The following is a 15,375-nucleotide window of genomic DNA, read 5'->3' on the forward strand; positions in this document are numbered from 1 at the left end:
AAACACACTTAACCCTATGGTTTTCCTTATGTTAATGAGGTGGGTAATCCAATTACCCACCTGAGATAGATTGTTTAAAACAGACTTGCTATAGCGATTAACGGATATGATTTAATAGCTTTTCAACAGGGTAAGCAGCACGCACCACTAACTCATCTTGGAACTGCTGTGCAGTAAAGATCGTTTTTTGTGCCGCTTTTACTTTCTTGCTTGGGTAGTCTTTACCTGCTTCAATATAATCAATCAGCTCTAAACCAAGTTTTGCTACTTGCTCTGTTGATTTAACTACTGGCGCTGCTTCAGCAAGCAGGTAGTTGTTATTAACCAGTTCAGTGACTGCCGGGGTATTTTCCAGCCATAAAGTAAGCATTTTTTGAATCTGAGCTTTAACCTTATTATTACTACTGTCCTGCAGATAAAGATCCACTAGTTCATTTAGCTTTCTTGCTTCAGTACTTTCAACTGGCAGTGCATCTGCAAAACGGTTTAACGGCTCAAACTTATGATAATTACCTGCTGCTGATTTTTCATGGTGACGGTGGTAATACTGAGCTTGCTCAACCGCTTGTGCTAAAACCTGCAGCGGACGCACGTCTTGACCATTAGACAGTCTTAGCAGACCCTTATACTGCTGTGCTTGATGTTGTAAACCTACAGAAACAGTCGACCAACTATCCATTGCTTGTAATCTTTGGTACATACTGGCTTCATCAGTTAAATTCACATCTGACCATAAACGTTCAGCAATCGCATAAGAGCGCGGCCATAAACGTAAATCTACCAAGTCATCTTTCAGGTTTTCTGCCCACAGGGTGATTTCGCCGCCTAAAATACGATTCGCTTGCTCAGCACCTACGGCATTTGGTTTACGGTTTTCAGGAATGTTTGTACCAGGCATACTTGATGCTGCAATTTTCTCCCCTGTCATTGGATACTGACCATTACCCGTTACTGTATAACCCGTTATTTTGTTACCCTTGATTTCAAAACGAGGGCTGGTATAACCCATCCAAGTATCTAACCAGAAGCTAGTGATCCCTTTTTCAACTTTAATATCCTGTGCACCGCGGCGCGCTTTTCCTTTGAAGTCGATAAAACCACGCTGTTCACCTTTAGCATTAGTGATCAAAGTAAAGCTGCCTTGTACATCGCTGCCTCGTTTTCTTGGCATTTTAAATGACCAGGTTACAAAGGTTTCGCCTGCATGTAATTGATCATCAACCAGTAATGGCTGTGGTAAAATCTCATTGCGGTAATGGAAGCTGGTATCCATGGGCTGGTCAACATAAAAACCCGTTGATAAAATACCGCTAAAACCATCTTTAACTGCATCACCTAAGGCATCTTGCCCTTGCCATGACTGAATCACTATGCTCTTTGGCAGATCCGGATGATAAACCTCATCCCAGCCGATCATTTTACGCTGATGTTTCTCAAGAATTTTTTCCACTTCCTGATTGAAATAGGCATGTAGTACTTTGTCATCTGCAAAACCTTTCTCTTTCATAAAGGCTTTAATATGTTTACTTTCATTCCATTGCGACGGATCAACTTCATCTCCACCGATATGGAAATATTCATCGGGGAACAGGGCAGTCATCTCTGCAACTATGGTATCAACAAATTGATAAACCTCTTTTTTAGTTGGATCTAGCAGTGGTTTATGTACGCCCCACTCAATCTCCTCCTGATAAGGCCCTGGGGCTGCCATCAGCTCAGGGTAGGCAACCGCAATGGCAGAAGCATGACCTGGAACATCAATTTCAGGGATCACACGAATGCCTAAGTTAGTAGCATAAGCAACGACCTCTTTAATCTGCTGCTGAGTATAAAACTGCCCATCTGACGCCACATCTGTTAGTTTTGGATAACCTTTCACCTGTACACGCCAAGCTTGATCATCGGTCAAATGCCAGTGAAATACATTGAGTTTTGCAGAGGCTAAACCATCTAGCTGACGTTTAATGGTATCAACTTCAACCCAATGTCTTGCTGTATCTAATAACACTCCACGCCATTTAAAACGCGGCTGATCATCGATTTTTAATGCTGGGATTTGTGCACCTTGCGGCGTATTCACTAATAACTGTAGTAATGTTTCGATGCCGTGCAGCGCACCATAAGGTGTGTTTGCAGTTAATTTAATCTGCTTATCAGCTGCTACTAATGAATATGATTCATCTTCTACTACCTGTGGATTAGCTGCAGCTGGGCCCTGTTTAACTTCAATTAACACCGTGGCTTGCTGAGTGTTGTTAGTGATTGGTTTTTTTAAAAACAGACCCGTCTGTAATTCAACACGCTGCGCAAGCCTTTGCGCGGCATCTTGTAAACGGTCAGATTGAAAACCTGTTAATGCAATTGAAAAATCTGCATCAATCTTTAGCGTTCCCTGCTTTAATGTCACTTCCTGCGGATAAGGCATTAGATTTAAATCAGTATTTGGCGCCGCTGCAGTTGCAGATAAAGAAGCAAATCCAGAGATACCCAGTGTGAGTAGAGCTAAAGGTTTAATTTTCATTTAGTTACCTATAAGTTAGTTATTCTTATTTTAGAAGAAGAAAGTGCCGTCCCTAGCAAGCCGCTCAAAGAGTGACCATCACGCAAATTGCTCTTAACAAATGACTTAAAAGCAGGTTTTAAAAATATCTGTGACGTTATATTGATCATCAACGACTGCGATATTTTTCCATTTATCAAAGGTTAAGCAGGGATGGGAGGTGGAGAAGGCAATCATATCGCCTACCTTAATATCGTCATCATCGGGGAAAGTGAGAAAGGCATGCTGGTCCATGATTTGTGTTACCAGCCAATCTTCAGATGCCGGCTTTGCAGCTGTTTTCCCCGGTCTGTAATGCAGTTCGGCAGTCGGTAGACCCGCATCAAAAGCGACATCACGTTTACCCATAGCAATCACTGCAAAACCCGGCTCAGGAATAGATTGCACATAGGTCCAAACCTCGAGTGCCGACTGCAAGTCACCACTGAGATCACAAGCGCGTTGATTACGTTGTAAGACGCTTTTTTGTGCATCTTGATAGATACCTGTATCATGGATCAGGTAACAACCTGGACGGATCACTGGAATAATCGCTTTATCTAATTTTGTATTCGCGAAGGTATCAGACACCACATCGTACCAGGCACTGCCGGCACCCGTTAAAATAATCTGTTCGCTGTCAAATGCTTTTCGGGTTAATAAACGATTACAGGCCTGGATAACATCAGCTAAAAATTCACGGATCAGCTGCTCTGCATTCTCACCATGGATAACCCCTTCATAAACTTCAATTCCAGTCAGCTTTAAACAAGGATGCAAAGCAATTTCTGCTGCTAGTTGATCAATTTGTGCTTCATTACGACAACCACAACGGCCGCCAGGTACACTAATCTCAATTAAAAGATTCAGTGTTAACCCTGTTTGAGCAAAAAAGCGTGCTAACTGTTGTACATTTTCAACAGAGTCCACTAAACAATAAAACTCCAAGTCACCTGTTAATATCAGCTCAGAAACTAGACGCATGTTTTGTTTGCCCACTAACTGATTAGCCATAATGATACGTTTTAAACCATGTTGGTAAGCCGCCGCGACCTGCGGCACGGTGGCAAGCGTAACCGCCCATGCACCAGCCTCTTTTTGTTGTAAAAAAAGATCCGGGGCCATGGTAGTTTTACCATGCGGAGCTAATTTAACCTGATATGAGTCAGCAAATGCCTGCATCCATTTGAGGTTGTTTTCAATACGAGAACGATAGATCACAGCTAACGGTAAGCTAAGATCTTCTTGAAGCAAATTCCATTGCTCAGCTGTTTCGCTTGCAATTCCTTTCGTCAAACTACTATCTTGATACTTAGTAACAGACATATTCCACCCGCCATTAATTAAAACAAGTTATCTTGAAATGGATAATGCCCTGCTAGAGGCCTAAGATCTACAGTCCTAAATCATAATGTAGATTTGAATCACATAGCTTTACTGTTGTGTGATAGTTTCAAACACTTTGATTTAAAACGTGCTTTTGCTCACGGTTTTTTTGTTATCATTATATTAATTTAACTTACGAAATTTAGAGGAAGTGATGATGAGCTACGAAATAGATATTGTTGCAGTTATCGGTGAGAGTTTTGGCCAGCTTCGCGATGCAGAGAAAAAAGTTGCCCAGGTTGTGCTTGCAGATTTAAATTTTGCAGCAAATGCAAGCATTAGTGAACTGGCGCAATCAGCGCAGGTAAGTGAAGCAAGTATTACTCGTTTTGCTAAAGCAATCCACTGCAAAAACGTACGCGACTTAAAGTTTCGTATTGCACAGTCAATTGCAGTGGGTGAGCGCTTTATCACCGATGTGAATGTTGAGCCTACGGGGATCTCGGGAATTTATGATTCCATTAAATCGGCTTTAGAGCATAACAGTCAATTGATTACGCAGCAGTTAGTTGACCAGGCAACTGAAAAACTTAGCAATGCCAGGCAGATTTTTATTTTTGGTGTAGGTGGCGGTTCAACGGTATTAGCGCAAGAGATGCAGTATCGGTTATTCCGCTTAGGTTATGCCGCAACAGCGTATAGCGACCCAATGCTGATGCGTATGGCCGCATCAACTATCGACAGTAATGATGCGCTTATTTGTTTATCAATGGGAGGTTATTCCCCCGATGTATTGGAGTCGGCTGAAATTGCCCAGCAGTTTCATTCTAATATTATCGCGATCACAAAAGCTGACACACCTTTAGCAGAAATAGCAGATGTATTACTGCCGATGGAACCTAAAGAGACGGATTATATTTTCAAACCTAGTGCATCGCGTTACGTGATGATGGCTGCAATTGATATATTAGCTACGGAACTGGCAATTAAACATAAACGCAAGTCACGTGAAAAGTTAAGAAGACTAAAACAGAGTCTAGAAAAGCACCGTGGAGGTGTTGATCGCCAACCATTAGGTGATTAACTTTAAATGTGGTTTGTGATTCTATTTAACAAGTGAGAGTGCTATGAGCCTTAAGTACGACCTGATAATAAAAAATGCCGCAGTTATTGACGGTACAGGTGCTAAAACCTATAACGCAGATGTTGCCATTCTTGATGATAAAATCACTGCAATTGGTTCATTAAACGAGTTTGAAAGCCGCCGGCTAATTGATGCTTCTGGTTTTGTTTTAGCCCCTGGATTTATTGATGTGCATACCCACGATGATACTAATGTTATTCGTACTCCTAATATGCTGTCTAAAATCAGCCAGGGGGTAACCAGTGTTATAGTCGGCAATTGCGGTATCAGTGCCAGCCCGGTCACATTAGGCGGCGATCCGCCCGATCCAATGAACCTTTTGGGGGGGCGGCAAGATTTTATCTATCCAACTTTTAAGCATTATGTAGCAGCCGTTGAGCAAGTTCAGCCGCGTGTTAATGTTGCTGCATTAGTGGGTCATACCGCACTGCGCAGCAATCACCTTAAAGATATATTTCAACCTGCTAGCGAATCTGAAATTGCAGTAATGAGCGAGCAGCTTAATCAGGCGATGTCACAGGGAGCATTAGGGTTAAGCTCAGGCCTGGCTTATGCCAGTGCCAAACAGGCTCCCATGGCAGAGGTCAAAGCCTTAGTAAAAGAGCTTGCTAAACATAATGGTATCTATAGCACCCATATGCGCACTGAGTTTGACGCGATTATTGATGCTATGAATGAAGCCTTTGAAACTGCGGAGTATGGCAAGGTCCCACTGATCATCTCCCACCTAAAATGTGCAGGTGCAGGTAACTGGGGGCGTACAACAGAAACACTTACATTATTAGAAGAGAAATCAAAAACACAAAAAGTAGCCTGTGACTGTTACCCCTATAGTGCCAGCTCATCCACGTTAGATCTTAAGCAGGTGACCAGTGATTTTGATATCTATATCACTTGGTCTGACAGCGAACCTGATATGGCCGGTAAGCTGTTAGCTGAAATTGCAGAATTATGGAACCTTTCATTAATCGATGCGGCAAAACGTCTGCAGCCGGCTGGTGCGGTTTATCACGGTTTACATCCAGATGATGTAAAACGAGTTTTAAAATATAAACACACCATGATTGGCTCTGATGGTCTACCAAATGATCCTCATCCACACCCACGTCTTTGGGGAACTTTCCCTCGAGTTCTTGGTTTTTATAGCCGAGAAGAAGCCCTGTTTGAGCTGCCGGAAGCGGTTCATAAAATGACAGGCCTATCAGCCAGTGAATACCACTTAGCTAATAGAGGAGAGATCCAAATAGGAAATTACGCCGACCTGGTGTTATTCAACGCAAAAACTATTCGTGATAAAGCAACCTTTGAAGATCCAATTCAAAAGTCACTTGGCATCGAAAAAGTATGGGTGAATGGCCAGCTTAGCTATCACAAAGGGCAAATCACAGAAACTCGCCACGGGCGATTTTTACGACGTGTTCAGCAATAAAAACAACTGATTTTTAAATATAATAATTATTTTGGAGATAAAAAATGACAATTAAACGTTTTGGCGCAGAAGGCGGTACAGGTACCGGGGGTCAACATCTACCTTTTTCAAGTGCAGTAGAAGCTGGTGGTTTCCTATATGTATCTGGTCAAACGCCAATGACTGACGGTGAAGTTGTTGAGGGCGGAATCATTGAGCAGTCACGCTTAGCGATTCAAAACTGCTTAGATATTATGATCAATGCAGGTTACGAAACAAAAGATGTAATACATGTAAAAGTAGTTTTAACTGATTCTCGTTATTTCCAATCTTTTAACAAAGTATTCAAAGAAGTGTTTGGTGAGCATCCGCCAGCACGTATCTGTATGGTTTGTGACTTAGTTGTTGACGTTAAAGTTGAAGTTGATGTGACTTGTTATAAAGCGCCTTAGCTAGCAATACGGTTTTAATAATAAAGCCGCTTAAACCTTAGTAACTGGCTTGATCACCTAGTTGCTAAGGTAAACAATAAAACTGGCAGCCACCCAGCAATAGGTTATTAAGGTTTAGCAAAAGCGCAAAGACGCTGCTGATAGCTTCTATCTCCCTTTTAACAATCTGTTATGTGGTTATGGAAAACGCAAAGTAGGACAGTAGCTTTTATTAGCTGCATCACGCAAGGATAAAGCAATCAGCTTTAGCGAATATATTAACTAGGTGACTCCTATAACTGACCTAGTAACAACTTTTACTTTGATAAATGGGATCTATTATGAACAGCACACTCTTTTTAGGGGCTTTTTTTGTATATGTAGTTTTTTTAATTTGGCTTGGCTGGCGTGTTTCGCGCAATCAAAAAAGTGGTGAAGATTTTTTATTGGGCGGCCGAGGTTTACCTCTGTTTTTAACATTAGGTACCACTGTTGCAACCATGGTTGGAACCGGCTCTTCAATGGGAGCAGTTGGTTTTGGTTATGAAAACGGCTGGGCTGGCGCGCTATACGGCATTGGTGGTGCAATTGGTATTTTATTAACAGCCTGGTGGTTTGCGCCAGTACGTAAGCTTCGCTTTATGACCATGAGTGAAGAGCTATCATATTATGTAGGAGCTAATAAATACGTTAAAAATTTCGTAGGTGTGCTTATTTTTGTTGCAAGTATCGGCTGGTTAGGTGCACATATTTTAGGTGGCGGCATGTACCTTGCCTGGATTGCCGATCTTGACCAAAATACTGCGAAAGTAATTATTGCCCTGGCTTTTGCTATCTATGTTGTTATCGGGGGGTACACAGCGGTAGTTTGGACCGATACTATTCAAGCAGTCATTTTGTTTGTTGGTTTCATCTTAATGGCATATCTCGCGGTTGATCAAGTCGGTGGTTTAGTTGCTTTATCGGACGCGGTCACAGCAAGTGATGCAGGTTTCTTAGGTGTTAACCATTTAGGTGTTATTCCGGCTATTTCATTAGCTGCAGTGGTTGGCGTGGGGGTATTAGCAACCCCATCATTCCGTCAACGCATTTATTCAGGTAAAGATGTCAGCACAGTACGTAAATCATTTGTTCTATCAGGCGGTTTATACCTTTTCTTCTCATTTGTACCTGCCATTATCGGTATGGCTGCATTTGCCTTAAACCCAGAACTTGATAACCGTAACTTTGCATTCCCATATCTAGCAATTTCTGTATTACCAGCAGCCTTTGGCGTGATTGTCTTAATTGCAGGTTTATCAGCAACCATGTCTAGTGCAAGCTCAGATGCAGTTGCCGGTGTGACTATTTTATTACGTGATGTTTATATTATGGTAATGGGCAGTGTACCGCCAAAAGACCAAATGATTACTTACTCACGAGCTGCCTTAGTAGTTGTTATTGCACTGGCTTTATTATTTGCCTTAACCTCTGACGATGTGATTAGTTACATCACTAAAATGATCAGTACAGTTATGTCAGGTATGTTTGTATGTGGTGTATTAGGCCGCTTCTGGGGGCGTTATAACTGGCAGGGGGCTATTGCAACATTAGTGGGAGCATCATGCGCCTCATTTGCATTAATACTTAACGACAGCTGGATGAGTTATTGGGGGAATCCAGTACTTCCATCAGTGGCAACAGCCTTTGTTGCAGGTATGTTCGTTAGCTTAATGACGCCGAAAAATGCAGTTAGCCATGAACAAGCGTTATTAATTTTAGATGAAGAACGCTCAGTAATGGAAGGTGGTGATAATTCTACTGATGGTAAAAAACCAGCACCAGCAGCTCAAACTGCGCGTGAAGGTTAATCTCAGAAATATAAAAGGGTTAGCATGCTAACCCTTTGCAGCTAATAACAATAAGAGAATTACATTTTTTGGTGAGAGCATGATCGAATTTAGTAGCTCTGCATATTCCGCGAAGGTGAACACTGATTCCCGTTCCGGTTCAACGTGAACAGCTGATCTTTCAATACATTGCCTGTGCTCTTTTTTACCCTAAGTGTTCACCATGGGTCAAGATGTTTAGTTTTTTCCGCATTGATTCTCCTCTCAGTTTTAAGCGGTGTGAGTTGTGCATTATCCGGTCATAAAATGATGAGTTTGCCGTACGCTTTGTTAAGCTTCCCCTGTGTCAGGATAGATGTCGATCCCTGAAAACTACAAATCCAAAAATAAATTCACACAACGGCAGGGGCAGTATCTGGCGTTCATATTTTATTACACCAGAATCAATGGCCGTCCCCCTGCTGAAGTAGATATACAAAATTACTTCGGAGTATCGTCAGCAAGTACGCATCAGATGCTTCGAGGATTAGCTGCAAAACAGCTCATTAAAAAGGAGCCGGGTCAGGCACGCTCTACAGTAGTATTAATACCGCAAGATCAGCTGCCTGCCGATTGGTAGTCAACTGATCATTTCTTTTTAGAAAAGGCACTAGCCCTAGTGCCTAAACACAATGAAGATGATCGATTGAATTTACTTGAAGTCCGGTAACTGTTCTGTAGGAATAAGTAGTTAAAGACTACGTGCAGTTCTCGGCTGTTTTTGGATCAGTCCTTTTTCTCTAACGTGTTTATCATTTGATTTACGCTAGGAGGTGTGACCTTAAAGAACTTATGAAAATCAGTGTGTGCAGGAGGAGTCCCGTTGAGCTTTGTATAGTGATAGATGTAGGCCAAATACTGGCCTTGCTTGTCAGTAAATGAAAATATGTGTTTGGGGAGTTAAGTAACGTTTTTCTGGGTTTACTTTGTTCCCGCGCGCAGAGCGTAGGAACAAGGTAAAGCTTCAGCTTAAAATGCATAGTTAAATTCTAAACGTGTGATTGACTCATAGAGTTCCTCGTTGTAATTACCTACTTTCATATTGTTATTATGAAATAACCTTGCATTAAAACGTGGGGTTATTTGATAACTGACAGCTGTTTCTAAATCAAAAACACCTGTTTCGACGCCGTATAAACTAGTAGTATAGGCGGGGTTAAGGTTTATCCATAGCTTATCGGTAATGTTATATTTTGAATACATTTGAGCGGTTGCTGTCATTGCCGATATAGAGACACCGTTAACTTTACCAAATTCATCAACATCATCACCAATCATCACACCTGCGTATAATCCTGGGTAAATAGTCAGTTTTTCGCTTAAAGGGATAGTCTGCAGTGCACCAAACGAAACATGTGCGGTTTCTGTATTTGTGTCATAATTTGCATCAATGCTGCCGGCAAAGCCCGTTTTTAGATTAACATTAAAATAACGCCCGCGTATTATATCCCCGCCTTCTTTGACATCTACAGTAATCATATGCGCGCTGTTTTCTGCCTTAGAGGGCAGCTGCAGTCCAAACTTTATATTTGCGCCTTTATTGCTGTAACCAATACCTGCTGAAGAATAAACAGCGGTTGGATCGCTCATGTCTGCCACCTCTTCCGGCTGGGCATTATCAGCATAAGCAATAGAGGTAAAAAGTGTACAGCCTGCAACTATCAGTGAGGTGCCGAATTGTTTTTTCATTGTATTCTCCTGTAAATTTTTATAGATAATACAAGCGCTCTGGTTATACCTCCAATAAAGAGTTAGCATATCGTTTATATCAAAATTGATATTGCACAGGAGAGCTAATGAAACAAATAGATTTAAATCAGCTGAAAGTATTACGTGTTTTACTCGAAGTAAAAAATACCAGAGAAGCGGCCAGGAGGTTAAATACCAGCCAGCCAGCAGTCAGTCGAAGTTTGGCTAATTTGAGAGTATTATTAGACGATCCATTGTTTATCCGCTGTCCCAATGGGCTTGAGCCCACCCCGCGCTCATTAGAGCTTGCGCTGTCATTACCACTTGCGTTAGATGGTTTAATGGATACGGTATTTGGTGTAAAGGCATTTGACCCGCAGACTTTTTCAGGCAAAGTGACTATTGCATTAAACGGTTCAATAGCGCAGTGGTTAGGCCCTGTTCTGATTGAGCAGATCACTCAGAAAGCCCCAAAAATTAAAGTGTTATTAGCTAACTGGCAGTACTCTTCTGTACAACAGCTGCTCGATGGAGAGGTGCAGATCGGCGTAAATTATTTTCCGCTTGAATCAAGCAAACAGCTGATACAGCGGAAAATAGGCGAAGACCAGTTTGTGGTGATAACACGAAAAGGTCACCCGCTTAGAAAGCATATAATTGAACCTGTGGATTTTGGCGCCTACCCTATGGCATTTCATTTTATGCAGGATTGGAATGATGATGTGATCCATAGCATCGAGAGTCTTAAAGAGTTTAATGTTGAGCCGTATATTCAGTTACGCAGCAGTCATTTGAGTGTTATATTGCAGGCATTAAAAAGAACCGATATGTTATTACCCTGTTCGTTATATATGGCAAAAGCACTCGGAACGGATTACCGTATCTATGAGATATCAGAAAAGATTACTCAGCCTAATTCAGATTTTGCGATGTTAATTTCAACTAAGATGCAGAAAAGCCCGTTGATTCTCTGGTTACAGAAAGAAATAAGCCAGTGTGTTCAAGATATTCTTTTCGCCCCAGCGGCTGGCGACTGCTCAGTATAGAGAGTGTGATTATGCAGAACGATTTGAACTTATTACGATTATTAACCGTTTTAAATGAAGAGCGGCAGACTACCATGGCGGCAAAACGTTTAAATGTCAGCCAGCCGACTATCAGCGTGATGCTGAGAAAATTACGTGAGCAGTTTAATGATCCTCTATTTATTCGAGATAACAACCAGTTTGAACCAACCGTCAAATGTCAGCAGTTACTGCAGCAGGTGCCGGCTTTACTTGAGCAGATGGATGCCTTGTATATTGATAAAGATAACTGGGATATTAGCCGGATCAGCGGTGAAATCAGCTTATTATTTTCACCGCCTCTGATGAGTGTTATTGCTGCTTCGCTGATTAAAAAACTGACAGAATTAGCGCCGCATGTCACCGTTGAGTGCTACCAATGGGGACAAAATGCCATTCAGGATATTGAAATAAAAAAGATGAGCTGGGGGTTTAGTTATCTGCCTATAGAAACAAATAAAAATATACTGCAGAAGAATATCGGCAGTGATCAGTTTATGATGGTCACGCGTAAAGACCATCCTATGGTTGGTAATAAATTAGATAACATTTTATTTTATCCACTATGCATTAATATTATCCCTGGAGAGGCCGCACCGTCACTGAGTGAAAAGTTGTTTGAGAAATATGCGCTGGATAAGCACGTTAGTGTACGTAGCAGTGATACCAGCATGATGTTAGGTTTAGTAAAAAACAGTGATTATATCGCCATTGTTTCTAAGCATAATAATAAAATACTCCATGACGACTTTCGTGTTGAAGAGCTGCCTGACTTATTACAAGCAGAAGGATTAAAGCGGGAAGTGGCTTTATTCTCACACCAGCGTAACCGTCATGAACCATTAACACAGTGGCTGTTTAATGAAGCGAGAGCTATTATGTCCCGGCAGTAAATTTAGCCTCAGACAGAGTGCTCCGGTTTAATAAAACGGTCTTAAACTCTTGAAGTTATATTGGTGAGCTTTGATAGTATAAAAGCCTGTAGCAGTCGATACAGGCTTAAATGAACTGTTCTGCGCAATCAAATAGCTGTTAGGAAAGATTTAACCGCCGTCAGACGAAGTGTTGCTCCGCCGATGATGTCAATAAACCCTAAAATAGGGAAAGGTTTTTCAGCGCTTATCCACGCTGAACCGGTCGCTCCAATCGGCACCTTCGCCATTGTGTTCGCATCCATTTCTAGAATAACAGTTCTGCCTACCGGGGCGGCACCACGCTGAATATGACTTGATACCGCCTGCTCCTGCGGAAATAAATTTCCCTGCGCTTCACCGGTAGCTTTAACGATACTGTGTACTTTAGCTCTAAATATCTGTCCGGGATAAGCATCAACATAAAATTCGCTAAACTGGCCGGGTTTTATATTTTTGTAGGTTTGATCCGGGACCCGCATTTCAACAAATTTCTTGCTGGTGTCCCACATATGCAGTGCGCCGATACGGGAGCCATCGGCCACGTATACATGAGTTATCATGCCGTCAAACGGTGCTCTAACCGTTAATCTGGAAAGGTCAAACTCTAAACTGTCCAGTTTTGCTAAAAGACCGTCACGTTTGGCCCCAAGCACCTTAAGTTCAGCGTTGATTATTTCAACACTGTCTTCAGACTCTTCCAGCTCACGTATGCTGACATGTTTTTCCATATCCTTATTGCGAACATAATCCCTCTGGGCTTGTGAAAGCTGAACATGTTGAGCATCTATTGTTCGAGCTAGTTCTTTAAGCCCTGACTGTACTTCAGTGATCGCCGCGGTGATTTTATCATCTTTAAGGGTATAGAGAATTTCATTCTTTTTCACGTTCTGGTTATGATCTACATAGATAGTATCGATATGCTGACCAACAGCAGGAGAAAGTACCGCATGAGGTGCTTTTACCGTGGTGGAATTAGTTAAATCGACAGGGGAATAGAATCTATGTCCCATAAACAAAGCAGTTGCAATCAATATACCGATTGTTACAGTAATAAAATAGTTTCTTCCAGTCGGTTTAAGCACTTTAAATTTAAACAGTAACCAGACAATTAAAATATAGGGAAGCATGATTTCTTTCATGATACTGCTCCTTTGATCCACTGTTGAAGCTTATTCCAGTCGGTTACTATGGCCAGCACGGCCAGGATCCAAAGCGGTTTAAAAAACAGTCCAAGAATACACAGCCAGAATACAAGTTTAGCCTGAGCCAGCCCTTTATCTTTGGCAAGGTGCTTGGGAATCGAGTGTACATACCAAAGCTTAGATATCACCCATAATGCAATGCCGACGGTGACAATGACGACAAACCACATAAATGCGGTCGACTCTAACAATCCGTAAACGGAGGGGTAATGTTCGTAGGTTAAATTTGTAGGATGAATTTTCATTTGAATTACCTTTTATGACAATGGGCGCTCAATTTAAAACGCCGCGTTAAACATCATGCCCAGAAATTGATTGCTGTTATCGTAGCTGCCCTGCATATAGGCGCCGTCAATTTCTGGAGAGCCGTAATCGACATAACTGTAATAAGCATTAACTGACATTTTCTTTGAAAAATCATAGGTTACACCTGCGCTATAGCGGATTTGCTGTGCTACAGGCAGATCAGCAGACTGTAAGCCCGGATCATCAAGCGGTGAGCTTGCATAACCGATACCGCCTTCAAGGCGCAATGTATTAGTTAACTGGTAGCGCGCGCCTGCCGCCGCTGTCCATATATCTTCAAACTGGCGTGCTTTTTCTATCACCTGTTCACCATTGACATCAATGTAAGTGGCATTATTCTGTGACCAGTTTTCAAAACCCAGGCTCCATACTAAACTTAACGGTTCACTAACCTGATGTAATCCTGATAATTCAACCTGCCCGGCGTTAAGGACATTCAAACCTACAGAAGCTTGATGTCCTGCTGTGCTGCTTAATTCACCAGATAAGTCATGCTCCATTTTAGAACGGTAAGTTAAGCCTAAGCGATGGTTATTACTGAGCTGGTAGATTACCCCCAGGTTGAAACCTAACGCGGTTGAGTCTGTTGCCAGTTCGACATTATCAAGCAGCATTGACTGCTCAAAGACCGCATAATCTATCTGTACACCCGCACCTAATGATAATTTGTCGCTCACCTGCCAGGATAAACTCGGGTTAAGCTGCATCACACTCAGCTGCAGGCTGTTTAATTCAAGTTTCCCTGCATAGCTGGTGCCGTAATCTAATGAGCTGCCGCCGGTTGCGGCCAGGCTTATACCAAAGCGGGTATTATCTGAAAGGGGCTGCACGTAATAAATAGAACCATAAGGCTGCAGACCGCCGGCATCTCCCTGACTTAAGTCATCGGAACGTGTATCTTGATAATCAATGCTTAAGTTCATAGCCGCTAAATTGACTGACAAAGAACGTTCATTTAAATAGCTCATACCTGCAGGATTGGAATAAGCAACTGATGCATTCTCTGCAACAGCTGCACCGCCTGCACCCGATGTGCTGACATGCATTTTGCTCATTTCTGAGGCGAGTGTCGCGGCGGCCTGAACCTGATAGGTTGTGAGTAAAAGAGAACCTAATAGTGTAATTTTAAATGGAAGTTTCATGCTGATTCCTATGAGTTACTAGACTAAAGGGCGAAAATAATCAGCTGTATCAAGATTTAACACAGTCTAAAAATATTGCGCTATGGGAGTGATTAACTCCAAAGTGATGTCGTAAACGATAAAGGAAATCAGCTTAGCAGAGTGATTTATACAAGCGGTACAGCAGATTGTTAATAGCATCTATTAACATTTTAAATAGCCTGCTGTTTATATGCTTATACTCTTTAAAATCTTTTAAAAACAAGTGCTTATTTGTATTTTTCTTGTTCTTAGCTCTACGTGGTAACACATAGCTTGATGATTGATACGCCAGCTGGCGGTCTGAACTCCCATACAGAGCAT

General features: G+C 41.9%; 14 protein-coding genes. 7 read left to right on the plus strand and 7 right to left on the minus strand.

Going from position 1 to position 15,375, the window contains the following annotated elements:
- Positions 1-97: 97 nt before the first annotated feature.
- Entirely contained in the window at positions 98-2,521 is a 2,424-nt protein-coding gene (locus G337_RS0106960; RefSeq protein ID WP_051303036.1) for a beta-N-acetylhexosaminidase, read from the minus strand.
- Between the two features lie 105 nt (positions 2,522-2,626).
- On the minus strand, positions 2,627-3,835 hold the full coding sequence (locus tag G337_RS0106965; RefSeq protein ID WP_245597638.1) for an amino acid deaminase: 1,209 nt from the start codon (positions 3,833-3,835) through the stop codon (positions 2,627-2,629).
- A gap of 247 nt (positions 3,836-4,082) precedes the next feature.
- Between G337_RS0106965 and G337_RS0106970 the strand changes: the two genes are divergently transcribed.
- From G337_RS0106970 to G337_RS0106990, 5 genes are all read left to right on the plus strand, one after another.
- Positions 4,083-4,949 (plus strand): MurR/RpiR family transcriptional regulator, encoded by an 867-nt coding sequence (locus G337_RS0106970; RefSeq protein ID WP_028863253.1) that lies wholly within the window; start codon positions 4,083-4,085, stop codon positions 4,947-4,949.
- A 43-nt stretch (positions 4,950-4,992) separates the two neighbouring features.
- Entirely contained in the window at positions 4,993-6,438 is a 1,446-nt protein-coding gene (locus tag G337_RS0106975; protein ID WP_028863254.1) for an N-acyl-D-amino-acid deacylase family protein, read from the plus strand.
- 44 nt (positions 6,439-6,482) lie between these two features.
- A complete protein-coding gene (locus G337_RS0106980) occupies positions 6,483-6,869 on the plus strand; it encodes a RidA family protein (RefSeq protein WP_028863255.1) in 387 nt (128 codons plus the stop codon).
- Positions 6,870-7,189: 320 nt separating this feature from the next.
- A complete protein-coding gene (locus G337_RS25750) occupies positions 7,190-8,698 on the plus strand; it encodes a sodium:solute symporter family protein (protein ID WP_051303038.1) in 1,509 nt (502 codons plus the stop codon).
- Positions 8,699-9,032: 334 nt separating this feature from the next.
- The gene (locus tag G337_RS0106990; RefSeq protein ID WP_037027180.1) at positions 9,033-9,296 is read left to right on the plus strand and encodes a LexA family protein; all 264 of its coding nucleotides are present in this window, start codon (positions 9,033-9,035) and stop codon (positions 9,294-9,296) included.
- Between the two features lie 146 nt (positions 9,297-9,442).
- On the opposite strand, the gene G337_RS28175 is transcribed toward G337_RS0106990, so the two are convergent.
- Positions 9,443-9,604, minus strand: a complete 162-nt coding sequence (locus G337_RS28175; RefSeq protein WP_425414427.1) for a LexA family transcriptional regulator — start codon at positions 9,602-9,604, stop codon at positions 9,443-9,445.
- A gap of 81 nt (positions 9,605-9,685) precedes the next feature.
- Positions 9,686-10,405, minus strand: a complete 720-nt coding sequence (locus tag G337_RS0106995) for a hypothetical protein (RefSeq protein ID WP_051303040.1) — start codon at positions 10,403-10,405, stop codon at positions 9,686-9,688.
- Between the two features lie 107 nt (positions 10,406-10,512).
- On the opposite strand from G337_RS0106995, the gene G337_RS0107000 reads away from it, so the two are divergent.
- Together G337_RS0107000 and G337_RS0107005 are read left to right on the plus strand one after the other, a co-directional pair.
- Entirely contained in the window at positions 10,513-11,451 is a 939-nt protein-coding gene (locus tag G337_RS0107000; RefSeq protein ID WP_028863258.1) for a LysR family transcriptional regulator, read from the plus strand.
- An 11-nt stretch (positions 11,452-11,462) separates the two neighbouring features.
- Positions 11,463-12,362, plus strand: a complete 900-nt coding sequence (locus G337_RS0107005) for a LysR family transcriptional regulator (RefSeq protein WP_028863259.1) — start codon at positions 11,463-11,465, stop codon at positions 12,360-12,362.
- A gap of 128 nt (positions 12,363-12,490) precedes the next feature.
- Here G337_RS0107005 and G337_RS0107010 read toward each other — a convergent pair whose 3' ends face one another.
- Genes G337_RS0107010 through G337_RS0107020 form a run of 3 tightly spaced genes read right to left on the minus strand, consistent with a single transcriptional unit; the run spans position 12,491 to position 15,033 of the window.
- Complete coding sequence (locus tag G337_RS0107010; protein ID WP_028863260.1) at positions 12,491-13,522, minus strand: HlyD family secretion protein; 1,032 nt, start codon at positions 13,520-13,522, stop codon at positions 12,491-12,493.
- Positions 13,519-13,830 carry a hypothetical protein gene (locus tag G337_RS0107015; RefSeq protein ID WP_028863261.1) on the minus strand — a complete coding sequence of 104 codons (312 nt, stop codon included), beginning with the start codon at positions 13,828-13,830 and terminating at the stop codon, positions 13,519-13,521. The genes G337_RS0107010 and G337_RS0107015 overlap by 4 nt, the downstream gene beginning before the upstream one ends.
- 33 nt (positions 13,831-13,863) lie before the next feature.
- On the minus strand, positions 13,864-15,033 hold the full coding sequence (locus G337_RS0107020) for an OmpP1/FadL family transporter (RefSeq protein ID WP_028863262.1): 1,170 nt from the start codon (positions 15,031-15,033) through the stop codon (positions 13,864-13,866).
- Between the last annotated feature and the right edge of the window lie 342 nt (positions 15,034-15,375).

The sequence above is a fragment of the Psychromonas aquimarina ATCC BAA-1526 genome (genome assembly GCF_000428725.1).
Classification (GTDB): domain Bacteria; phylum Pseudomonadota; class Gammaproteobacteria; order Enterobacterales; family Psychromonadaceae; genus Psychromonas; species Psychromonas aquimarina.

Excerpts from the sequence above, each read along its gene's own strand:
- G337_RS0107015 (WP_028863261.1), bottom strand. The coding sequence starts at position 13,830 with ATGAAAATTCATCCTACAAATTTAACCTACGAACATTACCCCTCCGTT.
- G337_RS25750 (WP_051303038.1), top strand. The coding sequence starts at position 7,190 with ATGAACAGCACACTCTTTTTAGGGGCTTTTTTTGTATATGTAGTTTTT.
- G337_RS0106970 (WP_028863253.1), top strand. The coding sequence starts at position 4,083 with ATGAGCTACGAAATAGATATTGTTGCAGTTATCGGTGAGAGTTTTGGC.
- G337_RS0107010 (WP_028863260.1), bottom strand. The coding sequence starts at position 13,522 with ATGAAAGAAATCATGCTTCCCTATATTTTAATTGTCTGGTTACTGTTT.
- G337_RS0107020 (WP_028863262.1), bottom strand. The coding sequence starts at position 15,033 with ATGAAACTTCCATTTAAAATTACACTATTAGGTTCTCTTTTACTCACA.
- G337_RS0106960 (WP_051303036.1), bottom strand. The coding sequence starts at position 2,521 with ATGAAAATTAAACCTTTAGCTCTACTCACACTGGGTATCTCTGGATTT.
- G337_RS0106975 (WP_028863254.1), top strand. The coding sequence starts at position 4,993 with ATGAGCCTTAAGTACGACCTGATAATAAAAAATGCCGCAGTTATTGAC.
- G337_RS0107005 (WP_028863259.1), top strand. The coding sequence starts at position 11,463 with ATGCAGAACGATTTGAACTTATTACGATTATTAACCGTTTTAAATGAA.
- G337_RS0106980 (WP_028863255.1), top strand. The coding sequence starts at position 6,483 with ATGACAATTAAACGTTTTGGCGCAGAAGGCGGTACAGGTACCGGGGGT.
- G337_RS0107000 (WP_028863258.1), top strand. The coding sequence starts at position 10,513 with ATGAAACAAATAGATTTAAATCAGCTGAAAGTATTACGTGTTTTACTC.
- G337_RS0106990 (WP_037027180.1), top strand. The coding sequence starts at position 9,033 with ATGTCGATCCCTGAAAACTACAAATCCAAAAATAAATTCACACAACGG.
- G337_RS0106995 (WP_051303040.1), bottom strand. The coding sequence starts at position 10,405 with ATGAAAAAACAATTCGGCACCTCACTGATAGTTGCAGGCTGTACACTT.